This window comes from Nitrogeniibacter mangrovi (assembly GCF_010983895.1).
Classification (GTDB): Bacteria; Pseudomonadota; Gammaproteobacteria; order Burkholderiales; family Rhodocyclaceae; genus Nitrogeniibacter; species Nitrogeniibacter mangrovi.
Map to the genome: position 1 here is coordinate 1,135,238 of NZ_CP048836.1, position 23,393 is coordinate 1,158,630.

Annotated in this window: 9 protein-coding genes; 6 read left to right on the top strand and 3 right to left on the bottom strand. The window is 66.5% G+C overall.

The window, feature by feature from the left end; translation table 11 throughout:
• Positions 1-65 precede the first annotated feature (65 nt).
• Together G3580_RS05245 and G3580_RS05250 are read left to right on the top strand one after the other, a co-directional pair.
• On the top strand, positions 66-13,025 hold the full coding sequence (locus G3580_RS05245) for a retention module-containing protein (RefSeq protein ID WP_173764261.1): 12,960 nt from the start codon (positions 66-68) through the stop codon (positions 13,023-13,025).
• Positions 13,026-13,069: 44 nt separating this feature from the next.
• On the top strand, positions 13,070-13,390 hold the full coding sequence (locus G3580_RS05250) for a hypothetical protein (protein ID WP_173764262.1): 321 nt from the start codon (positions 13,070-13,072) through the stop codon (positions 13,388-13,390).
• Positions 13,391-13,454: 64 nt separating this feature from the next.
• Here G3580_RS05250 and G3580_RS05255 read toward each other — a convergent pair whose 3' ends face one another.
• Together G3580_RS05255 and G3580_RS05260 are read right to left on the bottom strand one after the other, a co-directional pair.
• Positions 13,455-15,401 carry a bifunctional diguanylate cyclase/phosphodiesterase gene (locus G3580_RS05255; RefSeq protein ID WP_173764263.1) on the bottom strand — a complete coding sequence of 649 codons (1,947 nt, stop codon included), beginning with the start codon at positions 15,399-15,401 and terminating at the stop codon, positions 13,455-13,457.
• A 28-nt stretch (positions 15,402-15,429) separates the two neighbouring features.
• Positions 15,430-16,065, bottom strand: coding sequence for a transglutaminase-like cysteine peptidase (locus G3580_RS05260; RefSeq protein ID WP_228720778.1), 636 nt, complete (start codon positions 16,063-16,065; stop codon positions 15,430-15,432).
• Between the two features lie 294 nt (positions 16,066-16,359).
• On the opposite strand from G3580_RS05260, the gene G3580_RS05265 reads away from it, so the two are divergent.
• Positions 16,360-18,162, top strand: a complete 1,803-nt coding sequence (locus G3580_RS05265; RefSeq protein WP_173764265.1) for a TolC family outer membrane protein — start codon at positions 16,360-16,362, stop codon at positions 18,160-18,162.
• A 135-nt stretch (positions 18,163-18,297) separates the two neighbouring features.
• Complete coding sequence (fumC, locus tag G3580_RS05270) at positions 18,298-19,695, top strand: class II fumarate hydratase (RefSeq protein WP_173764266.1); 1,398 nt, start codon at positions 18,298-18,300, stop codon at positions 19,693-19,695.
• Here fumC and G3580_RS05275 read toward each other — a convergent pair.
• Entirely contained in the window at positions 19,644-20,948 is a 1,305-nt protein-coding gene (locus G3580_RS05275; RefSeq protein ID WP_173764267.1) for a peptidase U32 family protein, read from the bottom strand. The genes fumC and G3580_RS05275 overlap by 52 nt on opposite strands.
• A 229-nt stretch (positions 20,949-21,177) precedes the next feature.
• On the opposite strand from G3580_RS05275, the gene G3580_RS05280 reads away from it, so the two are divergent.
• Positions 21,178-21,486 carry a DUF485 domain-containing protein gene (locus G3580_RS05280; protein WP_173764268.1) on the top strand — a complete coding sequence of 103 codons (309 nt, stop codon included), beginning with the start codon at positions 21,178-21,180 and terminating at the stop codon, positions 21,484-21,486.
• The gene (locus tag G3580_RS05285) at positions 21,483-23,144 is read left to right on the top strand and encodes a cation acetate symporter (RefSeq protein ID WP_173764269.1); all 1,662 of its coding nucleotides are present in this window, start codon (positions 21,483-21,485) and stop codon (positions 23,142-23,144) included. Before G3580_RS05280 ends, G3580_RS05285 begins: the two co-directional genes overlap by 4 nt.
• Positions 23,145-23,393: the final 249 nt, after the last annotated feature.

A 23,393-nucleotide genomic window follows, 5' to 3' on the forward strand; every position in this document is an offset into this window, starting at 1 on the left:
CGTAGTGTTCCACTATCGAATCAGTCCATTCCGGCGCCACGTGCCGGACACCGGAGCATATTGTCATGGCCAGCGATCAACCCATTGCCACCGTCGTCGCCGTCACCGGCGAAGCCTATGTGCGCAACGCCGAAGGCGATTTGCGTCAGCTTCAGCCGGGTGACGCCCTGCACGAGGGCGAGGTCGTCGTCACCCGCAATGGCGGTGAGGTCGAACTGGCGACGTCCGACGGTCAGGTGTTGGACATCCAGCCGAACGAAACCGTGGCCATGACCCCCGACCTGTCCGAGACGACACGCCCGGCGGCGGAAGACTCGGTCCTCGGGAATGCGACCATCGATCAGGTCATCCAGACCCTGGAGGGCGACGGGACGCTCGATGCGGTCATCGAAGCGCCCGCCGCCGGCCTGGGCGGCGCTGGCGGGGGCGGCGAGGGCAACAGTTTCGTGCGCCTCGCGCGCATCACCGAAAGTGTCGATTCGCTGGCGTTTCAGTTTGGTCTGGAGCGCGTCACCACCTTCCCGACCTTCGACAACGCCCGGGCCGAAGGCACCGTTGCACTCGACACGCAAACCACCGAGGCCAGCGCCAAGCCGCCGAGCATCGCGATCCCGGACACCGACGGCTCGGTCAATCTGACCGACAGCACGTTGTCGGAAGGCGCCGGCGCCACGCCGGGCAGCTTCACCCTGACGGCCCCGGGCGGCCTGGCCTCGATCGTGATCGACGGCACCGTAGTCACGCTTGCGGAACTCGAAGCACTGGGCGCTACGCCTGTCACGATCAACACGGGGCGCGGCACCCTGGTGCTCGTCGGCTACCATGCGGCCAGCGGCGAGGTGGACTACACCTACGACCCCGACCCGCAGGATCACAGCGGCGGCGACGTGATCGACAACATCTCGGTCGAGGTCGTCGATCAGCTCGGCCAAAGCACCTCCGATACCCTGGACATCGCGTTGCTCGACAGCGTTCCGGTGGCGAACAACGATACGGCCAGCGTCACTGAAGACTCGGTGGCGACGGTCTCGGGCAACGTCTACAGCAACGACACCATCGGCGCCGACGGCGCACCGGCCGGCGGTGCGGTCACCGCGGCGACGGTGAACCTGGGCCACGGCACGCTCGTCCTGAATGCCGACGGCAGCTACACCTACACGCTGGACAACACCAACAGCGAAGTGAACGCCCTCAATGCTGGCGACTCGCTGACGGACAGCTACACCTACACGATCACCGATGCGGATGGCAGCACCAGCACCGCAACGCTGAGCATCACCATCGACGGCCACACCGACGGCGCCCCGATCATCACGGTGCCGGATACCGATGGCGCCCTGAACGCCACCGACATGACCCTGGCCGAGACGGCTGGCGCGACGGCCGGCAGTTTCACGGTCAGTGCGGAGGCGGGGATTGCTTCGGTGAGCGTCGACGGCACCAGCCTCACGCTGGCGCAACTGAACGCCTTGGGCACCACGCCAGTGACGCTCAGCACCGGCGAAGGCACGCTCATCCTCAATGGCTACGACGCCGCAACGGGTGTGGTCAGCTACACCTACGACCCGAACGTTCAAGATCACAGCGGCGGTGCGGTGGTCGACGCCATCGCCATCGAAGTGCTCGACGCCAACGGCGTGAGCAGTACCGACAGCCTGGACATCGCCATCACCGACGTCGGCCCCACGGCGGCGGCCGATACCAATGCGATCACCGAAGACGCCACCCCCAACACGGTCTCGGGCAACGTCTACACGAACGACACGATTGGTGCCGACGGCGCACCGGTCGGCGGTGCGGTCACCGCGGCGACGGTGAACCTGGGGCACGGCACCCTGGTGCTCAACAGTGACGGCAGCTACACCTACACGCTGGACAACGCCAACAGCGAGGTCAATGGACTCAACAGCGGTGAAAGCCTCACCGACAGCTACACCTACACCATCACCGACGCGGACGGTTCGACCTCGACGGCCACCCTGTCGATTACCATCGACGGCCACACCGACGGCGCCCCGATCATCACGGTGCCGGATACCGACGGCGGCGCAAACGCCACCGACATGACGCTGGCGGAGACGGCTGGCGCGACGGCCGGCAGTTTCACGGTCAGTGCGGAAGCTGGGATTGCTTCGGTCAGCGTCGACGGCACCAGCCTCACGCTGGCGCAGCTCAATGCGCTGTCCGGTTCTCCGATCACCCTAAACACCGGCGAAGGCACCCTGGTGCTGACCGGCTACGATGCGGCCACCGGCACGATCAGCTACACCTACGACCCGAACGTGCTCACGCACACGGGCGGCGCGCCGATCACCGATGCCATCGCCATCGAAGTGCTCGACGCCAACGGCGTGAGCAGTACCGACAGCCTGGACATCGCGATCACCGACGTCGGCCCCACGGCGGCGGCCGATACCAATGCGATCACCGAAGACGCCACCCCCAACACGGTCTCGGGCAACGTCTACACGAACGACACGATTGGTGCCGACGGCGCACCGGTCGGCGGTGCGGTCACCGCGGCGACGGTGAGCTTGGGTCACGGCACGCTCGTCCTGAACGCCGACGGCAGCTACACCTACACGCTGGATAACGCCAACAGCGAGGTCAACGGGCTGAACAGCGGTGAGAGCCTCACCGACAGCTACACCTACACCATCACCGACGCGGACGGTTCGACCTCGACGGCCACGCTGTCGATCACCATCGACGGCCACACCGACGGCGCTCCGATCATCACCATTCCGGACACCGACGGCGCTGCCAACGCCACCGACATGACCCTGGCCGAGACGGCCGGGGCCACGGCCGGCAGTTTCACGGTCAGTGCGGAAGCTGGGATTGCTTCGGTCAGCGTCGACGGCACCAGCCTCACGCTGGCGCAGCTCAATGCGCTGTCCGGTTCTCCGATCACCCTAAACACCGGCGAAGGCACCCTGGTGCTGACCGGCTACGATGCGGCCACCGGCACGATCAGCTACACCTACGACCCGAACGTGCTCACGCACACGGGCGGCGCGCCGATCACCGATGCCATCGCCATCGAAGTGCTCGACGCCAACGGCGTGAGCAGTACCGACAGCCTGGACATCGCGATCACCGACGTCGGCCCCACGGCGGCGGCCGATACCAATGCGATCACCGAGGACGCCAGCCCGAACACGGTGAGTGGCAATGTCTACAGCAACGACACCATCGGCGCCGACGGCGCACCGGCCGGCGGCGCGGTCACCGCGGCGACCGCGAACCTGGGCCACGGCACGCTCGTCCTGAACGCCGACGGCAGCTACACCTACACGCTGGACAATGCCAACAGCGAAGTGAATGCGCTGAACGCCGGCGACTCGCTGACCGACAGCTACACCTACAAGATCACCGATGCCGACGGCTCGACCTCGACGGCCACGCTGTCGATCACCATCGACGGTCACACCGACGGCGCCCCGATCATCACCATCCCGGATACCGACGGCGGCGCAAACGCCACCGACATGACCCTGGCCGAGACGGCTGGCGCGACGGCCGGCAGTTTCACGGTCAGTGCGGAAGCGGGGATTGCTTCGGTCAGTGTGGACGGCACCAGCCTGAGCCCGACCGATCTGGCGAACCTGAGCACCACGCCGATCGCCCTGAACACCGGTGAAGGCACGCTCATCCTCAACGGCTATGACGCCGCAACGGGTGTGGTCAGCTACACCTACGACCCGAACGTTCAAGATCACAGCGGCGGTGCGGTGGTCGACGCCATCGCCATCGAAGTGCTCGACGCCAACGGCGTGTCCAGCACCGACAGCCTGGATATCGCGATCACCGACGTCGGCCCCACGGCCGCCGCGGACAGCAACAGCATCACAGAAGACGCCAGCCCGAACACGGTGAGTGGCAACGTCTACAGCAACGACACCATCGGCGCCGACGGCGCACCGGCCGGCGGCGCGGTCACCGCGGCGACGGTGAACCTGGGTCACGGCACCCTGGTGCTCAACAGTGATGGCAGCTACACCTACACGCTGGACAACGCCAACAGCGAGGTCAACGGGCTGAACAGAGGTGAAAGCCTCACCGACAGCTACACCTACACGATCACCGATGCCGACGGCAGCACCAGCACCGCGACGCTGTCGATCACCATCGACGGCCACACCGACGGCGCTCCGATCATCACGGTGCCGGACACCGACGGCGCTGCCAACGCCACCGACATGACGCTGGCGGAGACGGCCGGTGCCACGGCGGGCAGTTTCACGGTCAGTGCTGAAGCCGGCATCGCCTCGGTGAGCGTCGACGGCACCAGCCTGAGCCCGACCGATCTGGCAAACCTGGGCACCACCCCGATCACCCTGAACACCGGCGAAGGCACCCTGGTGCTGACCGGCTACGATGCGGCCACCGGCACGGTCAGCTACACCTACGACCCGAACGTGCTCACGCACACGGGCGGCGCGCCGATCACCGACGCCATCGCCATCGAAGTGCTCGACGCCAACGGCGTGAGCAGCACCGACAGCCTGGACATCGCGATCACCGACGTCGATCCCACGGCGGCGGCCGATACCAATGCGATCACCGAAGACGCCAGCCCGAACACGGTCTCGGGCAACGTCTACACGAACGACACGATCGGCGCCGACGGCGCGCCGGCCGGCGGTGCGGTTACCGCGGCGACGGTGAATCTGGGTCACGGCACGCTCGTCCTGAACGCCGACGGCAGCTACACCTACACGCTGGACAACGCCAACAGCGAGGTCAACGGGCTGAACAGCGGTGAAAGCCTCACCGACAGCTACACCTACACCATCACCGACGCGGACGGCAGCACCAGCACCGCAACGCTGTCGATCACCATCGACGGCCACACCGACGGCGCTCCGATCATCACGGTGCCGGATACCGACGGCGCTGCCAACGCCACCGACATGACCCTGGCCGAGACGGCTGGCGCGACGGCCGGCAGTTTCACCATCAGTGCCGAAGCCGGCATCGCCTCGGTGAGTGTCGACGGCACCAGCCTCACGCTGGCGCAACTGAACGCGCTGTCCGGTTCTCCGGTCACCCTGAACACCGGTGAAGGCACCCTGGTGCTGACCGGCTATGACGCCGCAACGGGGGTGGTCAGCTACACCTACGACCCGAACGTGCTCACACACACGGGAGGCGCCCCGATCACCGACGCCATCGCCATCGAAGTGCTCGACGCCAACGGCGTGTCCAGCACCGACAGCCTGGATATCGCGATCACCGACGTCGGCCCCACGGCCGCCGCGGACAGCAACAGCATCACAGAAGACGCCAGCCCGAACACGGTGAGTGGCAACGTCTACAGCAACGACACCATCGGCGCCGACGGCGCACCGGCCGGCGGCGCGGTCACCGCGGCGACGGTGAACCTGGGTCACGGCACCCTGGTGCTCAACAGTGATGGCAGCTACACCTACACGCTGGACAACGCCAACAGCGAGGTCAACGGGCTGAACAGAGGTGAAAGCCTCACCGACAGCTACACCTACACGATCACCGATGCCGACGGCAGCACCAGCACCGCGACGCTGTCGATCACCATCGACGGCCACACCGACGGCGCTCCGATCATCACGGTGCCGGACACCGACGGCGCTGCCAACGCCACCGACATGACGCTGGCGGAGACGGCCGGTGCCACGGCGGGCAGTTTCACGGTCAGTGCTGAAGCCGGCATCGCCTCGGTGAGCGTCGACGGCACCAGCCTGAGCCCGACCGATCTGGCAAACCTGGGCACCACCCCGATCACCCTGAACACCGGCGAAGGCACCCTGGTGCTGACCGGCTACGATGCGGCCACCGGCACGGTCAGCTACACCTACGACCCGAACGTGCTCACGCACACGGGCGGCGCGCCGATCACCGACGCCGTCGCCATCGAAGTGCTCGACGCCAACGGCGTCACCAGCACCGACAGCCTGGACATCGCCATCACCGACGTCGGTCCCACGGCGGCGGCCGATACCAATGCGATCACCGAAGACGCCAGCCCGAACACGGTCTCGGGCAACGTCTACACGAACGACACGATCGGCGCCGACGGCGCGCCGGCCGGCGGTGCGGTTACCGCGGCGACGGTGAATCTGGGTCACGGCACGCTCGTCCTGAACGCCGACGGCAGCTACACCTACACGCTGGACAACGCCAACAGCGAGGTCAACGGGCTGAACAGCGGTGAAAGCCTCACCGACAGCTACACCTACACCATCACCGACGCGGACGGCAGCACCAGCACCGCAACGCTGTCGATCACCATCGACGGCCACACCGACGGCGCTCCGATCATCACGGTGCCGGATACCGACGGCGCTGCCAACGCCACCGACATGACCCTGGCCGAGACGGCTGGCGCGACGGCCGGCAGTTTCACCATCAGTGCCGAAGCCGGCATCGCCTCGGTGAGTGTCGACGGCACCAGCCTCACGCTGGCGCAACTGAACGCGCTGTCCGGTTCTCCGGTCACCCTGAACACCGGTGAAGGCACCCTGGTGCTGACCGGCTATGACGCCGCAACGGGGGTGGTCAGCTACACCTACGACCCGAACGTGCTCACACACACGGGAGGCGCCCCGATCACCGACGCCATCGCCATCGAAGTGCTCGACGCCAACGGCGTGTCCAGCACCGACAGCCTGGATATCGCGATCACCGACGTCGATCCCACGGCGGCGGCCGATACCAATGCGATCACCGAGGACGCCACCCCCAACACGGTCTCGGGCAATGTCTACACGAACGACACCATCGGCGCCGACGGCGCACCGGCCGGCGGTGCGGTCACCGCGGCGACGGTGAACCTGGGTCACGGCACCCTGGTGCTCAACAGTGATGGCAGCTACACCTACACGCTGGACAACGCCAACAGCGAAGTGAACGCCCTCAATGCCGGCGACTCGCTGACAGACAGCTACACCTACACCATCACCGATGCCGACGGTTCGACCTCGACGGCCACCCTGTCGATCACCATCGACGGCCACACCGACGGCGCTCCGATCGTCACCATCCCGGATACCGACGGTGCCCTGAACGACACCGACACCACCCTGGCCGAGACGGCCGGCGCGACGGCCGGCAGTTTCACGGTCAGTGCGGAGGCGGGGATTGCTTCGGTCAGTGTGGATGGCACCAGCCTGAGCCCGTCCGATCTGGCGAACCTGGGCACCACGCCGATCACCCTGAACACGGGCGAAGGCACGCTCATCCTCAATGGCTACGATGCGGCCACCGGCACGGTCAGTTACACCTACGACCCGAACGTGCTCACACACACGGGAGGCGCCCCGATCACCGATGCCATCGCCATCGCAGTGCTCGATGCCAACGGCGTGAGCCGCACCGACAGCCTGGATATCGCCATCACCGACGTGGGCCCCACGGCCGCGGCCGATACCAATGCGATCACCGAAGACGCCAGCCCGAACAGCATCACCGGCAACGTCTACACGAACGACACCATCGGCGCCGACGGCGCACCGGCCGGCGGTGCGGTTACCGCGGCGACGGTGAATCTGGGTCACGGCACGCTCGTCCTGAACGCCGACGGTTCCTACACCTACACGCTGGACAACGCCAACAGCGAGGTCAATGGACTCAACAGCGGTGAAAGCCTCACCGACAGCTACACCTACACGATCACCGATGCCGACGGCAGCACCAGCACCGCGACGCTGTCGATCACCATCGACGGCCACGCCGACGGCGCCCCGATCATCACCATCCCGGACACGGATGGCGCTGCCAACGCCACCGACATGACCCTGGCCGAGACGGCCGGGGCCACGGCCGGCAGTTTCACGGTCAGTGCGGAAGCGGGGATTGCTTCGGTCAGTGTGGATGGCACCAGCCTCACGCTGGCGCAGCTCAACGCGCTGTCCGGTTCCCCGGTCACCCTGAACACCGGCGAAGGCACCCTGGTGCTGACCGGCTATGACGCCGCAACGGGGGTGGTCAGCTACACCTACGACCCGAACGTTCAAGATCACAGCGGCGGTGCGGTGGTCGACGCCATCGCCATCGAAGTGCTCGACGCCAACGGCGTCACCCGCACCGACAGCCTGGATATCGCCATCACCGACGTGGGCCCCACGGCGGCGGCCGATACCAATGCGATCACCGAGGACGCCAGCCCGAACACGGTGAGTGGCAATGTCTACAGCAACGACACCATCGGTGCCGACGGCGCACCGGTCGGCGGTGCGGTCACCGCGGCGACGGTGAACCTGGGTCACGGCACCCTGGTGCTCAACAGTGATGGCAGCTACACCTACACGCTGGACAACGCCAACAGCGAGGTCAACGGGCTGAACAGAGGTGAAAGCCTCACCGACAGCTACACCTACACGATCACCGATGCCGACGGCAGCACCAGCACCGCGACGCTGTCGATCACCATCGACGGCCACACCGACGGCGCTCCGATCATCACGGTGCCGGACACCGACGGCGCTGCCAACGCCACCGACATGACCCTGGCCGAGACGGCCGGGGCCACGGCCGGCAGTTTCACGGTCAGTGCGGAGGCGGGGATTGCTTCGGTGAGCGTCGACGGCACCAGCCTCACGCTGGCGCAACTGAACGCCTTGGGCACAACGCCAGTGACGCTCAACACCGGCGAAGGCACCCTGGTGCTGACCGGCTATGACGCCGCAACGGGTGTGGTCAGCTACACCTACGACCCGAACGTTCAAGATCACAGCGGCGGTGCGGTGGTCGACGCCATCGCCATCGAAGTGCTCGACGCCAACGGCGTGAGCAGTACCGACAGCCTGGATATCGCGATCACCGACGTGGGCCCCACGGCCGCCGCGGACAGCAACAGCATCACCGAGGACGCCACCCCCAACACGGTCTCGGGCAATGTCTACAGCAACGACACCATCGGCGCCGACGGCGCACCGGCCGGAGGCGCGGTCACCGCGGCGACAGTGAACCTGGGTCACGGCACCCTGGTGCTCAACAGTGACGGCAGCTACACCTACACGCTGGACAACGCCAACAGCGAAGTGAACGCCCTGAACGCCGGCGACTCGCTGACCGACAGCTACACCTACACCATCACCGACGCGGACGGCAGCACCAGCACCGCAACGCTGAGCATCACCATCGACGGCCATAACGATGCGCCGACCGTGAGCGGTGGTGTCATTGCTGGTGTCGAGGACACGGCGGTGCTGGTGCATTGGGCGGACTTCGGCATTGCCGATGCGGAGAGCGCAACGGCCGACCTGCATGTGCAACTGTCGACCCTGCCCACGGATGGCACGCTCCAGTTCTTCGACGGCACCCACTGGACGGATGTGTCGGCCGGGCAGTCCTTGAGTTCGGCCGAGATCCTGGCCGGTCATCTGCGTTTCGTGCCGGATGCGAACGAGTCTGGAGACAACAGCTTCGCCACGGCCGGTACGGGCGACCAGCATGCCGACTACGCGAGTTTCAACTTCGTCGCGCTGGATGCCGACGGGGGCGCCACGCCGGGGACGGTGTCGGTGGATATCGCGCCGGTGGTCGACATGCCGGCCCTGAGCCTGGGTGACACGGCGCTCGATCTGTCGAGCGGCACGGTGACCGACGTGCTCATCCCGACGAGCACCGGTCTGACGCTGGACTATTTCAACGCGGTGGCGACGGTGGATCCGACGGTTGCGGCGAATGCCGACAATCTGGAATCGGCGCTGGCCGGACTGGCGCCGGACACGTCCGCCGTGGTGACCGAACTGGGCACCGGGGCGTCAGCCGGGGCCGCCCTCGATATTCCGCAGGACGGCGCCTACCGCCTGACCGGCGTGATCTTCCTGGAGGCGGGCCACAGCTATGAGCTGAGCGGCTACCGGGACGATACGATGCACATCGAGATCGGTGGCAACACGGTCTATTCCGAGGGCTTCAACAACTGGGGCACCTACACCTCGACGGCCTTCGTGCCGGCCGAGAGCGGCTACTACACGTTCGAGCTGTACGCGTACAACGGCGATGGTGTCGGCGACATCAGCGCGCAGATGTCGGTCGACGGTGGCGCGGCCCAAGCCTTGTCGGCCTATTCGATCTACACCGACATCGGCGATGTGACCGCCGCCGGTGGGCAATACTCGGCCTTCGTGGGGTCGAGCGACGGCGGCTACTACCCGGTGCGCTACAGCGAGGGGCTGGAGGATGCGCCGATCCAGTTGCAGGACATCAGCGCCACGCTGGTCGACACCGATGGTTCGGAGGCCCTGGGCGTGACGATCTCGGCCATTCCGGTCGGTGCGGTGCTGTCCGACGGCAGCCACAGCTTTACCGCCGCGGCGGGCAGCACGGTGGCGGACGTGACCGCCTGGGATCTGTCCCACCTCAGCATCACCGCGCCGACGGACTTCAACGGCAATTTCGACCTGACGGTCACGGCGACGAGCGTGGAGACTTCCACCGGCGATACCGCGAGCACGTCGGAGGTGATCGCGGTCTCGGTCCTGCCGGTCAACGATGCGCCGGTGGTCGGCTCGGGCAGCGTGTCGGTGTCGGAAGAGGGGCTGGCCGGCGGCCTGGTCGACAGCATCGGCAACCCGGTCGACACCACGGACCTGACGACCCAGTCCGGCTCGCTGAGTGTGTCCGACATCGAGGGCGATGCGGTGACGCTGACGCTCTCGGGGCCGGACGGGATCACCTCCGGCGGCGTGGCCGTCACCTGGTCGGGCGATGGCACGGCGGGTTCGCCGCTGATCGGCTCGGCCGGTGGCGCCGAAGTGCTGCGTGCCAGCATCGATTCGGATGGCAACTACACGGTCACCCTGTCCAAGGCGGTGGATCATCCGTCGGGCAACGGCGAGAACGTGATGGGCATCGACCTGACCGTGACCGCGAGCGACGGCGCCGCCACCAGTACGAGCGTCCTCACCGTCAATGTCGAGGACGATGCGCCGATGGACATCGGCGCCCGCAGCGAGACCGTCTCGACCCTGGATACCAATCTGCTCGTCATGCTGGATGTGTCGGGCAGCATGGGGACCAACGACGGCGTCAATGGCGCCACGCGGCTGCAAAGCGCCATCGATTCGATCAATACGCTTCTCGACCGTTATGCGGACTTCGGCGACGTGGCCGTGCGCCTGGTCACCTTCTCGACGGATGCCTCGTCGGTGGGCAGCAGTTGGATGAGCGTCGATCAGGCGCGTGCGGCGCTGGCCAGCCTGAGTGCGGGGGGCAACACCAACTACGATGCCGCCCTGGCCGAAGCGCAGAACGCCTTTGCCGATGCGGGCGCGATTTCCGGTGGGCAGAACATCTCCTACTTCTTCTCCGATGGCGAACCGACGCTGCCGAGCGGGTCGCTCGGGATCGACGCGACCGAAGAGGTGGTCTGGCAGGATTTCCTCTATCAGAACGGCATCAACTCGTTCTCGATCGGTATCGGCGCCGGCCTGACGAGCACCACGTCCCTCGATCCGATCGCCTACAACGGCGTGAGCGAACAGAACACCGACGCGGTGCTGGTCACCGATTTCGCCCAGCTCGACACGGTGCTCGGTACCACGGTGGTCGATTCGGCCAGCGGTTACCTGCACACGACCGGGACGATCGGCTCGGGCAACCTCATGGGGGCCGACGGCGGCTACCTCGATTCGGTGACCGTGGAGGGCTCCACCTATACCTACGATCCGGCGAGCAACAGCATTGCCGTGTCCGGAACGAATCACGCGACGTTCGACGCCGCCTCCGGTGCCCTGACGATCACCGCATCGAACGGCGGGGTGCTGACGGTCAATGTGCTCTCCGGCGCCTATACCTATTCGGCGCCTGCCTCGGTGCCTTCTGCCGATGCCGGCGTGCTCCTCGACTACACCATGCGTGATGCCGATGGCGATGCCACCTCGTCCAGTCTGACGATCGACGTCGAACGCATGAACGTGACGCTCGGCACCGGCACCCTGACCGGCACCGATGGACAGGACAAGCTCATCGGCCGCGAGACCCTGCACCTGAACAGCGTCTCCGGTTCGGTTGCGGCCGGCAGCACCGGGTCGGCCGGCGGGGCCGATCAGTTCGGCTTCACCTTCGACGCCGCGGCCGCGGTCGGCATCTACGTGAGCCAGATCTCCATCGATCTGCAGGCCGGTACCGACGGCAACGCCGTCTTCAACACGGCCGGGAGTGGATCCTATGGCCCGACGCTCGGCACGCTGGATGGCGTGGCCGGCTCGGAAGTCCACATGTCCGCGCCGGATGGGTCGTCCACGCTGATGATCAATTTCGACGCCGGCGCATTCACCGCCGGGGACTCGATGCACTTCGGCATCGACACCTCGCGCCTGGGCAGCAATACCGGGGCCGATTTCGCCTCGGCCGGCGTCCATTTCACGGTGACCTTCAGCGATGGCTCGACGCAGACCGTCACGTACGCGTCGGACGGCTCGGGCGGTGCTTCGGCGAGCGCGGTCATCGACACCGGGGTGCCGCCCGAGGGCGTGACCCTCGACGGGGGTGGCGGCAACGACATCCTGGTCGGGACCGACCTGGTCGATACCCTCAACGGGGGCGACGGCAACGATACGCTGTACGGCGGGGGCGGTAACGACACCCTGAACGGTGGTGACGGCAACGACCTGCTCGTCGGCGGGGCCGGGAACGACACCCTGACCGGTGGCCTTGGCGCGGACGTGTTCCAATGGACCCTGGCCGACAAGGGCACCGCCGGCAGCCCCTCGGTCGATCATGTCACCGATTTCGACACCGCGCCGGTCGGAGCCAGTGCTGGCGACGCGATCGATCTGCGCGACCTGCTCCAGGGCGAGGCCCATGCCGGGACCAGCATGGGCAACCTGGACCATTACCTGCACTTCGAGCACAGCGGGGGCGATACCCTCGTGCACGTGAGCAGCAGTGGCGGGTTTGCCGGGGGGTACAGCGCCGGCAGCGAGGATGCGACCATCGTGCTCGACGGGGTCGATGTCTTCAGCGGCGGGCTGAGCACCGACCAGCAGGTGATCCAGGACATGCTCACCAAGGGCAAGCTCATCACCGATTGACCACGGGGGCGCCAACGGGGCGCCCCAGCGATGCGGAGAATGCGATGGTGTTCGTGAAAAGAGATGCGCAGGGCCAGGTGGTGTCGGCCAGCCTCGCGCCGGATGCGGAGCACACCGAACCGGGGGAACCGGGGGATCCGGCGGTGGCCGCCTTTGCGCGCAATCTGCTGGGCGATGACGCCATGGTCGATTCCGACCTGCGTCTCGTGCGTGTGCTCGAGGACGTGATCGACCTGCTCATCAGCCGGGACGTGATCCGTTTCACCGATCTGCCGCCGCCGGCCCAGGCCAAGCTCATGGAGCGTCGTTCCATGCGCCAGTCGCGCGGCACGCTCGATCTGCTCGGGGGGGACGATCTGGTCTGAGCCGGCTCGGAGCGTCGAAAACAATCAGGCGCCCGCGGGCGCCTGATTGCATTTGTGGTGTCGCCTAGCGCACACCCGGCCCGGTGAGGCCGTCGAATCCCAGCTCGATCACCTGGGCCGCTTCGTTCTCGTCGCTGACGCCTTCGGCAACGACGGCCATGCCCATGGTGTGGCCGATCGATACCAGGCCCCGCAGGAAGGCCTGGTTGCCCGGATTGTGGTCGATGCCGCGAATGGCGCCAGCGCTGATCTTGAGATAGTCGAGCCCCACGTCGTGCAGCTCGCCCATGCGGCACACCATCTGGCTGACATGCTCGAGGCCGATGCGGCAGCCCAGCGGGCGCAGTTCCGCACACAGCCGGCGGAAATCCTCGGCGTGGTGGAAGGCGGCGTTTTCCGGCAGGTCGATCCACAGATGCCTGGCGGCGTCGGGGTGCTCGCGCAACTGGGCGGCCAGGCGCCCGAGGGTGGCCGGATGGCACATGGATTCGGCGGACAGGTTGATGCACACGTCCACATTGGCCGTTTCGATCAGATTCAGGGCCTTCTCGGCGACGATGGCGTCGATCTGCGGCAGCAGCCCGCAGCGGGTCGCCCAGGGCAGCACGTCGCCGGCGGTCAGCACCGTGGTGTCGCGCGGATGGTGCATCCGCACCGGCACCTCGTAGTGCAGGGTGCGGCCCTCGCGGTCGATCACCGGGAACTGCACCAGGCTGAAGCGGCCCATCGCCAGCGCCTCGCTGATGAGATTGCGCCAGCTGCCCAGATCGGTCGCCGGGCGGGCGCTCACGTTGACCCGTTCGATCTGTGGCGGCGCGCCTTCCTGCGCCTCCGAGCGGGTCAGCGCCACATCGGCATGGGCGAGCAGCTGGGGCAGGGGGTCGCCGCGGTGATAGCAGGCCACGCCGATGGGCAGCGCATTGCGCCCGGCGGGCAGGCTGGTACCGACGACCAGATCCATGCACTCGGCCAGGCGTGCGGCCAGCGCTTCGGGTTGGTCCTCGTTGGGGGCCAGGAGGGCGAAGTCGGTACCGTTGAGACGTCCGGCAAGCATGCCGTCTCCGTCCGTCAGGGTTTCGATCCCGCCCGCCAGCTTGCGCAGCAGCTCGTCGGCGGCCGACCGGCCCAGTTCCTCGTTCAGGGCGATCAGGTGGCTGAGGCGGACGATCGCCAGGGTGCCGACGGCCGGAGCGCTGTCATTGTCGAGCGTGGCGCTGGCCTGTGCCATGAAATGCTCGCGATTGGGCAGGCCGCTGATCGGGTCGTGCTGCGCGGCGCGGCGCAGGTGCTCAAGGCGTATCGACTCCTCTTCGAGCATGGCATGGACCTGGTCGCTGAGCGTGTTCATGGCGCCCACCACGGTGGCGAATTCGGGGGTCGCGGGTGCGGGGACGGTCACAAAGCGTCGTGCCCCGATGGCGCGCGCCTGGGCCACCACCGCATCGAGCGGGCGCAGCAGCCAGCGCAGCAGGACGGTGCCGAGCAGGCCCACCAGCACGGCACCGGCGAGGAACCATTCGAGCAGCCGCAGCGTGCTCTGCCAGAGGCTGTCGTAGGCGATGCCGGTGTGCGTCTTCACCGTCAGGGTGCCGAAGGGCTGCCAGCCGTCGCTCACGAAGGCGCGGCCGGGTTCCGGATGCATCGGGATGAGCTGCCGGAACCAGGCGGGCGCGACCGGCCCTTCGGCGCTCAGGCCGAGTCCGCGGGGCGCGTTGGCCTCGTTCTCATGGGAGCGCTCGACGATGACGTGTTCGCCGGTCGGGTCGGTCAGGCGGATCAGGTCGTAGTGGGCGTTGTCGAACTGCGCCGCCACCAGCAGTTCCACCGTCGCCGCGTCCTTGGGCAGCTGGGTCATGGCCAGGGCCAGGACGTTGGCGTTGTCCCGGTTCTTGATTCCCAGTTCCCGCTCCAGGTAGTCGCGCGCGGACAGCGTGCTGATGACGAAGCTGCATCCGAAGGCACCCAGGGTGAGCACCAGCGTGGCGATCCAGAGTTGTTTGATCAGGGACATGGACAAGTCCTCGGAGGCATGGGGAAGATCACGGTTCGAATCCTTCTGCGGTCAGGCGTGAGAGCAGATCCCGCCAGCGGGACAGGCGCTCGACGGAGCCGGCTTTGGGGCGGGTGTCGCCACGGACCCACAGCCCGCTGCTGTTGAAACTGAAGATCGGAAACAGGTCCGGGCGCTGCGCGGCGGGCAGGATCTCGCCCACCAGGTTGTCGAGCACCAGCGGTTCGGCCGTCGGGGTCGGAAAATAGCCCAGAACCATGTGCGCCTGGGACAGGCTGCTCTGCGGCCCCCCGATTTTCGCGCGGACGTAGATAAGGCGCAATTTCTCGTCGGCGACGCCGAGCAGGCGCAGGGACAGGTACTTGGCGATGACGAAGTCCTCGCAGTCGCCGGCGCCCTTGGCGAACAGTTCCAGCGGCGTGGCCCAGTAGTCCTTTTGCCGCCAGACGATGGCGTCGTCGCTGAACTGGATGGACCGGTTGAAGAAACGATTGACGGTGCGCAACTGCGTGTCTTCGGGCTGCGTGCCTGCCTGGGCGAGCATCTCGCGCCACACGTGCACGCGCTGGGCCACCGACTCGCCGTACTGGTGCCGCGCGGTGGCCTCGACGCGATCGAGGTTCGGTTCGGCATGTCCGGGGAGGCAGGCGAGCGCGGCGACCACGAGCCATCGGGCCGCCGGACGTCGTCGGATGGAAACCCGTCGTCCCATTCAGGTTCAGTGCTTACGTGGCATGTTGCTGTCCATGACGAAGTGTTGATCGTCGGGGGCGGTCGCCGGACGTGTGCTGGGGCGGTGGTATCCTTGGCCCCCAATCGGCTTTCGCATTTTGAGCGAAATGGCCAAATTCATTACAGTTTTTGCCAAATTTGCCGGATATCATGTGTGCCGTTTGTTTGTGTCGATCGCGATACAAAGACGTCTTGTTAACGGACCCGCCGATCGAAGATTGAGCTCATGAAAAACGTTTCACGAATTGCCGCCGTTCTGCTCGCCTGCGCGCTGCCCTTCAGCGCGGCGGCCGAGCCGGCCGCCAACCTGCGCGATGCGGTCAAGCGCGCGGTGGTGACCAACCCCGACGTCCAGGCGGCCTGGCATGGCTTTCTCGCCGCGCAGGAGGCGCAGGGGGTGGCGCAGGGCGGCTACTATCCGCGGGTCGACCTGACCGCCGGCATCGGGCGCGAGCATCAGACCGATCCGGGCGTCACCAACCGCAACTACACCCGGCGCGGCGCCACCCTGTCGTTGAGCCAGATGGTCTACGACGGCTTCGCGACCGCCAGCGAAGTGGCACGTCTCGACCATGCCAAGCTGACCCGCTACTTCGAACTGCTCGATGCGTCCGAGCAGGCCGCCCTGGAGACGGTGCGCGCCTATGCCGACGTCGAGCGCTATCGCGAGCTGGTGCGTCTGGCGCGCGACAACTACGCACGCCACAAGGAAGTGTTCGACCAGATCGAGGCGCGGGTGCGCGCCGGTGTCGGGCGCCGCGTCGACTTCGAGCAGGCCGCCGGCCGTCTGGCGCTGGCCGAGTCGAACCTGCTCACCGAGGCCTCCAACCTGCACGATGTCAGTGCCCGTTACCAGCGCATCGTCGGCGAACTGCCGGCCGACACGCTGGCGCCGATGGACGCGGTGACCGACGGCATTCCGGACAGCATCGCCGACGCCCTGCGTCTGGCCTACACCGGCAACCCGGGCTTTCAGGCCGCGATCGAGAATGTCCGCTCGGCGCGAGAGGAGGCGCGTGGCAAGAAGTCGGCTTTCCAGCCGCGGGTGGACCTGCGCGCCCGCCAGGCGGTGGACTACAACACCGACGGCATCGACGGCCGCCATGGCGACCGCGTCGTCGAGCTGGTGTTCAACTACAACCTGTTCAACGGCGGTTCGGACAGTGCCACGGTGCGCCAGTACGCTCAGCGCCTCAACCAGGCACAGGACCTGCGCGACAAGGCGTGCCGGGATCTGCGCCAGACCCTGGCGATCGCCTACAACGATGTCGGCCGCCTGGGTGAGCAGCTCGGCTATCTGAACCAGCATCAGCTGTCCATCGGCAAGGCCCGCGAAGCCTACCGGCGCCAGTTCGACATCGGCCAGCGGACCCTGCTCGATCTGCTCGACACCGAGAATGAATACTTCCAGGCCCGCCGCGCCTACGTCATTGCCGAATACGATCACACGATCGCCCGGGCGCGCGCGCTGACCGGGTTGGGCAAGCTGCTCGGCACCCTGGGCGTGACCCGCGAAGACCTGCCCGCGCTCAGCGATCTGAGCGATGCCCACGAGGCGGTCGACCCGGCCACCGCGTGCCCGGCGGTGGCGCCGCCCTCCAGCGCGATTCTCAAGACCGTGATGCCGGTCGACAAGATCGAGGCGCAGGCACCGTCGGCGGCCGAATCGCGCCCCGCGCCGGTCGACACCATGGCGGCCGCGCTGGAGGCGGCCACCCGGGACTGGGCCGCGGCCTGGTCGGGCGAGGACTTCAGCGCCTATCGCGGCTTCTATTCGGCGCGTTTCCGGCCGGAGGACGGGCAATCCGTCGAAGCCTGGGAAGCCGAGCGCCGCGCGCGTCTGGACAAGCCCGGGAAGATCTCGGTCACGATCGAGGCTCTGCAGGTGCAGAAGCTCGGCCCCGACATCGCCGCCACCGTGTTCACCCAGCGCTATCGTGCCGACGATTACCAGGACGTGGTGACCAAGCGCCTGGAGTGGGTGCGCGAGAACGACCGCTGGCGGATCACCCGCGAGGTGGTGCAGTAGCCGCCCGCGCGCGAGCACGGCGATGGACGGGCCCTGCGGGGCCCGTCCTGCGTTGACGGCGGCGTATCGTGCCGACCGGGAACGATTCGCCGGCGGACCGGTTCGAACCGGTATCGATCACCGAGGAGCGATGCCATGGATGCCACACGCACCGAGCATGATTCCCTGGGGCCGGTGCAGGTCCCCGTCGAAGCCTTGTGGGGTGCCCAGACCGAACGGGCCCGCCATCATTTCGCCATTGGCGGGCAGGCGATGCCGCTGGCGCTGATGTATGCCCTGGCGCGGGTCAAGTCGGCCGCGGCGCAGACCAACGCGGCGCTGGGGCGGCTCGATCCGGATACCGCGGCGGCGATCGCCGAGGTCGCGCAGGAAGTGCTCGACGGTCGTCATGACGCCCAGTTTCCACTCGCGGTATGGCAGACCGGCTCGGGCACCCAGAGCCACATGAACATGAACGAGGTGCTCGCCAACCGGGCCTCGGAGCTGCTCGGCGGCGAACGCGGCGATGCACGGCGGGTGCACCCGAACGATCAGGTCAATCTGGGGCAGTCGTCCAATGACGTGTTCCCCACCGCCATGCATGTGGCGGTGGCCATCGAGGTGAGCACGGCCTTGCTGCCGGCCGCCGGCACGCTCGGCGCGGCGCTGGCCGACAAGGCCTCGGCCTTCGCCGACATCGTCAAGATCGGTCGTACCCATCTGCAGGACGCCACGCCGCTGACCCTGGGGCAGGAATTCTCCGGCTATCGGGCCCAGCTCGGGCTGGCGGTCGGCGCCATCGAACAGGCGCTCGAGGGCGTCTTCGCGCTGGCCATCGGCGGTACGGCGGTGGGGACCGGACTCAATACGGTGGAAGGTTTCGGCGAGGCGGTGGCGGCGCGCCTGGCCGAGACCACGGGGCAGCCCTTCGTCGTTGCGCCGAATCGCTTTGCCGCGCTCGCCGGCCACGAGGCGCTGGCGACGCTGCATGGCGCGCTGCGCACCCTGTCGTGCGCGCTCACCAAGATCGCCAACGACCTGCGCTGGCTCGCCAGTGGCCCGCGCTGCGGCATCGGCGAACTGCGGCTGCCGGCCAACGAGCCGGGCAGTTCGATCATGCCCGGCAAGGTCAATCCCACCCAGTGCGAGGCGCTCACCATGATCGGTGCGCGGGTGGCCGGCAACGACGTGACCGTGGGCATGGCGGCGGCGAGCGGCAACTTCGAACTGAACGTGTTCAAGCCGGTGATCGCGCATGCGGTGCTCGAATCGGTGCGCCTGCTGGCCGACGGCATGACGAGTTTCACCCGCTTCTGCGTCGACGGTGTCGAGCCCGACGAAGCGCGCATTGCCGAATTGCTCGAAGGTTCGCTGATGCTGGTGACGGCGCTCACACCGCGGATCGGCTACGATGCGGCCGCCGCGATTGCCAAGCGGGCGCATGCCGACGGGCTGACCCTGCGTGAAGCGGCGATCCGCTCCGGCGAGGTGAGCGAGGAAGACTACGCGCGCTGGGTTGATCCGGCGGCCATGCTGGCGCCCTCGTCGAGATAGCGCGCCACGAAGGCGCCGACCGTATCGGCCGGCAGCGGCAGCCACACCCGGTGGCCGCTGCCCGGCGCCACCTCGACCGCTTCGCGCTTGCCGTTGTGCATGGTCGTGATGCGGAAATCCCGGTTGCCCGAGGGCTGGATGAGCTCGATCACATCGCCGCAGGCGAAGCGGTTCTTCACCGTGACTTCCACCATCTGGCGCTCCGCGTCCCAGGCGACGATATCGCCCACGTACTGGCTGCGGTCCGATTCGGAATGGCCACGCAGATAGTTCTGGGTTTCGTGCGGGGTGTGGCGCTGATAGAAGCCGCCGGTGTAGCCCCGGTTGGCCAGGCCCTCGAGCTGCCCCAGCAGGGCCGGATCGAGGGCGCGGCCGGCGACGGCGTCATCGATGGCCTGGCGGTAGGCCTGGCAGGTGCGGGCCACGTAGTAGGGGCTCTTGGTGCGGCCCTCGATCTTGAGCGAGTCGATGCCGATCTCGGTGAGTCGCTGCACATGCTCGATGGCGCGCAGATCCTTTGAGTTGAGAATGTAGGTGCCGTGCTCGTCTTCCTCGATGGGCATGTGCTCGCCGGCGCGCTTGGTGGGCTCCTCGATGACATACACGTCTCCCGAGGCGTCTTCGCCGGCGTTCTTCACGTTGAAGTCCCAGCGGCAGGAGTTGGTGCAGGTGCCCTGGTTCGGATCGCGGTGGTTGAAGTAGCCCGAGAGCAGACAGCGGCCGGAATAGGCGATGCACAGGGCGCCGTGCACGAACACCTCCAGCTCCATGTCGGGGCAGGCCTGGCGGATCTCGGCGATCTGTTCGAGCGACAGCTCGCGCGAGAGGATCACGCGCTTGATGCCGGCCTGCTGCCAGAAGCGCACCGCCGCGGCGTTGACGGTGTTGGCCTGCACCGACAGGTGGATCTCCATCTCCGGCCAGGTCTCGCGCACCATGAGGATCAGGCCCGGATCGGACATGATCAGCGCGTCGGGTCCGAGGGCGATGGCGGGGGCCATGTCCTCAAGGTAGGTCTTGAGCTTGGCGCCGTGCGGGTAGATGTTCGAGACCAGGAAGAAACGATGCCCCAGCGCATGGGTGTGTTCGATGCCTTGCGCGAGCACGTCCATGTCGCCGAAATCGTTGTTGCGCACGCGCAGGGAGTAGCGCGGCTGGCCGGCATAGACCGCGGTGGCGCCAAAGGCGAAGGCGGTCTTGAGCATGTCGAGGGAGCCGGCGGGCGCGAGCAGTTCGGGGGCGTGGGCAGTCATGTCCGTTCTTTGTGACGAGATTGCAACATTGTACGTCTGATGCGATGCGGTAGTCTCGCAGGTGGTCTAGCTCTTTTCCCTTTATTCACCATGGGTTATCGAAGAATCACTTTTGTGCAAAGCAATAAATGACGTCTGGGACGTAAGTCGGCCGTAAGCCTTGCCTCCGTATGCTCCTGCGCAGCCGAAGTGGTCCTTCGGCGCTCATCGCTCGAGAGGAGAGGGAATCATGCAAGAAGAGACGGTTCGCGCGATCAAGTCGAACCCGAAATACCAGCAGTTGGTCAGCCGCCGCAAGCGTTTCGGCTGGACACTGACCGCACTGATGTTGGTCGTGTACTACGGTTACATCCTGCTGATCGCGTTCGACAAGGAATTCCTCGCGCAGAAGGTCGGCGACGGGGTGACGAGCCTCGGGGTCCCCATCGGGCTCGGGGTCATCATCTTTACCGTCATCATCACCGGCGTGTATGTGCGCCGCGCCAACACCGAGTTCGACGAGCTGGGCAAGCAGATCGTCGAGGAGGTGAGCAAATGAAACGCGCCATTCACGCAATCAGCGGTTTTGCCGCGACCCTGACGACCGGTGTCGCCATGGCGGCGGGTGGCGATCTGGGACAACTGGAACAGCAGGCCACCAACTGGACTGCCATCTCCATGTTCGCGGTGTTCGTGATCGCGACCCTGTTCATCACCAAGTGGGCGGCGGGCAAGACCAAGACCGCGGCCGACTTCTACACCGCCGGCGGTGGTATCACGGGTTTCCAGAACGGCCTGGCCATCGCCGGCGACTATATGTCCGCGGCGTCCTTCCTCGGCATCTCCGCGGCGGTGTATGCGAACGGTTACGATGGACTGATCTACTCGATCGGTTTCCTGGTCGGGTGGCCGGTGATCCTGTTCCTCATGGCCGAACGCCTGCGCAACCTGGGCAAGTTCACCTTTGCCGACGTGGCGGCCTACCGCTTCCAGCAGGGTCCGATCCGCGCCCTGGCGGCCTCCGGCACGCTGGTGGTGGTGGCCTTCTACCTGATCGCCCAGATGGTGGGGGCCGGCCAGCTCATCAAGCTGCTGTTCGGCCTGCCTTACCATTACGCGGTGATCATCGTGGGTGTCCTGATGATGGCCTACGTGCTGTTCGGTGGCATGACGGCGACGACCTGGGTCCAGATCATCAAGGCCATCCTCCTGCTGGCGGGGGCGACCTTCATGTCCTTCATGGTGCTGCTGCAATTCGGCTTCAGCCCCGAGGCCCTGTTCGCCAAGGCGGTGGAAGTGCATGCCAAACATGATTCGATCATGGGGCCGGGCACGTTCATCACCACGCCGATCGATGCGATCTCCTTCGGCATGGCGCTCATGTTCGGTACCGCAGGGCTGCCCCACATCATGATGCGGTTCTTCACCGTGCCGGATGCGAAGGAGGCCCGCAAGTCGGTGTTCTGGGCCACCACCTGGATCGGCTACTTCTATGTCCTGACCTTCATCATCGGCTTCGGCGCGATCGTGCTGGTGGCGACCAACCCGCAGTTCGTCGCCGACGGCAAGCTGATCGGCGGCAACAACATGGCGGCCATTCACCTGGCCAACGCGGTGGGCGGCAACGTGTTCCTCGGCTTCATTTCGGCGGTGGCGTTCGCGACCATCCTCGCCGTGGTCGCCGGGCTGACGCTGTCGGGCGCTTCGGCCGTGTCCCATGACTTGTACGCCACGGTGTTCAAACACGGCAACGCCTCGTCCGAAGATGAACTGCGCATGTCGCGCATCACCACCTTCGTGCTCGGCATCATTGCCGTGGTGCTCGGGATCGCCTTCGAGAAGCAGAACATCGCCTTCATGGTGTCGCTGGCCTTCGCCATCGCCGCGTCGGCCAACTTCCCGGTGCTGTTCATGTCGGTGCTGTGGAAGAACTGCACCACCCGTGGCGCCTTCCTGGGCGGCTTCGCCGGCCTGAGCACGGCCGTGATCCTGACGGTCCTGTCCAAGTCCATCTGGGTGGACATCCTGGGCAATGCCGTGGCCATTTTCCCGTACAAGTCGCCGGCCCTGTTCTCCATGGCGGCCGGCTTCCTGGGGATCTGGCTGTTCTCGATCACCGACAAGAGCGCTCGTGCGCGGCAGGATCGCGCCGGCTTTCCGGCGCAGGAAGTGCGGTCCGAGACCGGGATCGGCGCCTCGGCGGCCTCGGCCCACTGACGTGGGGTCTCGCTGGATGGAAAACCCCCGGGCATGCCCGGGGGTTTTTTCTTGGTGTCGATGTTCACATAGCCCTGAATCGTGGCAACCATGAAATCAATTGCTTGCCGCGTCTTGAATCACCTAGTTTCGTACAGGCGTTGCTCTCAGATCTGAATTTTTCGATCAGAGTGAACAAAGGTAAGAATGCCCGATATGGAAACGCCGTCACAGTCACCTGGGCGGCGTCAGTTTCGAGGCGTTGAAGCA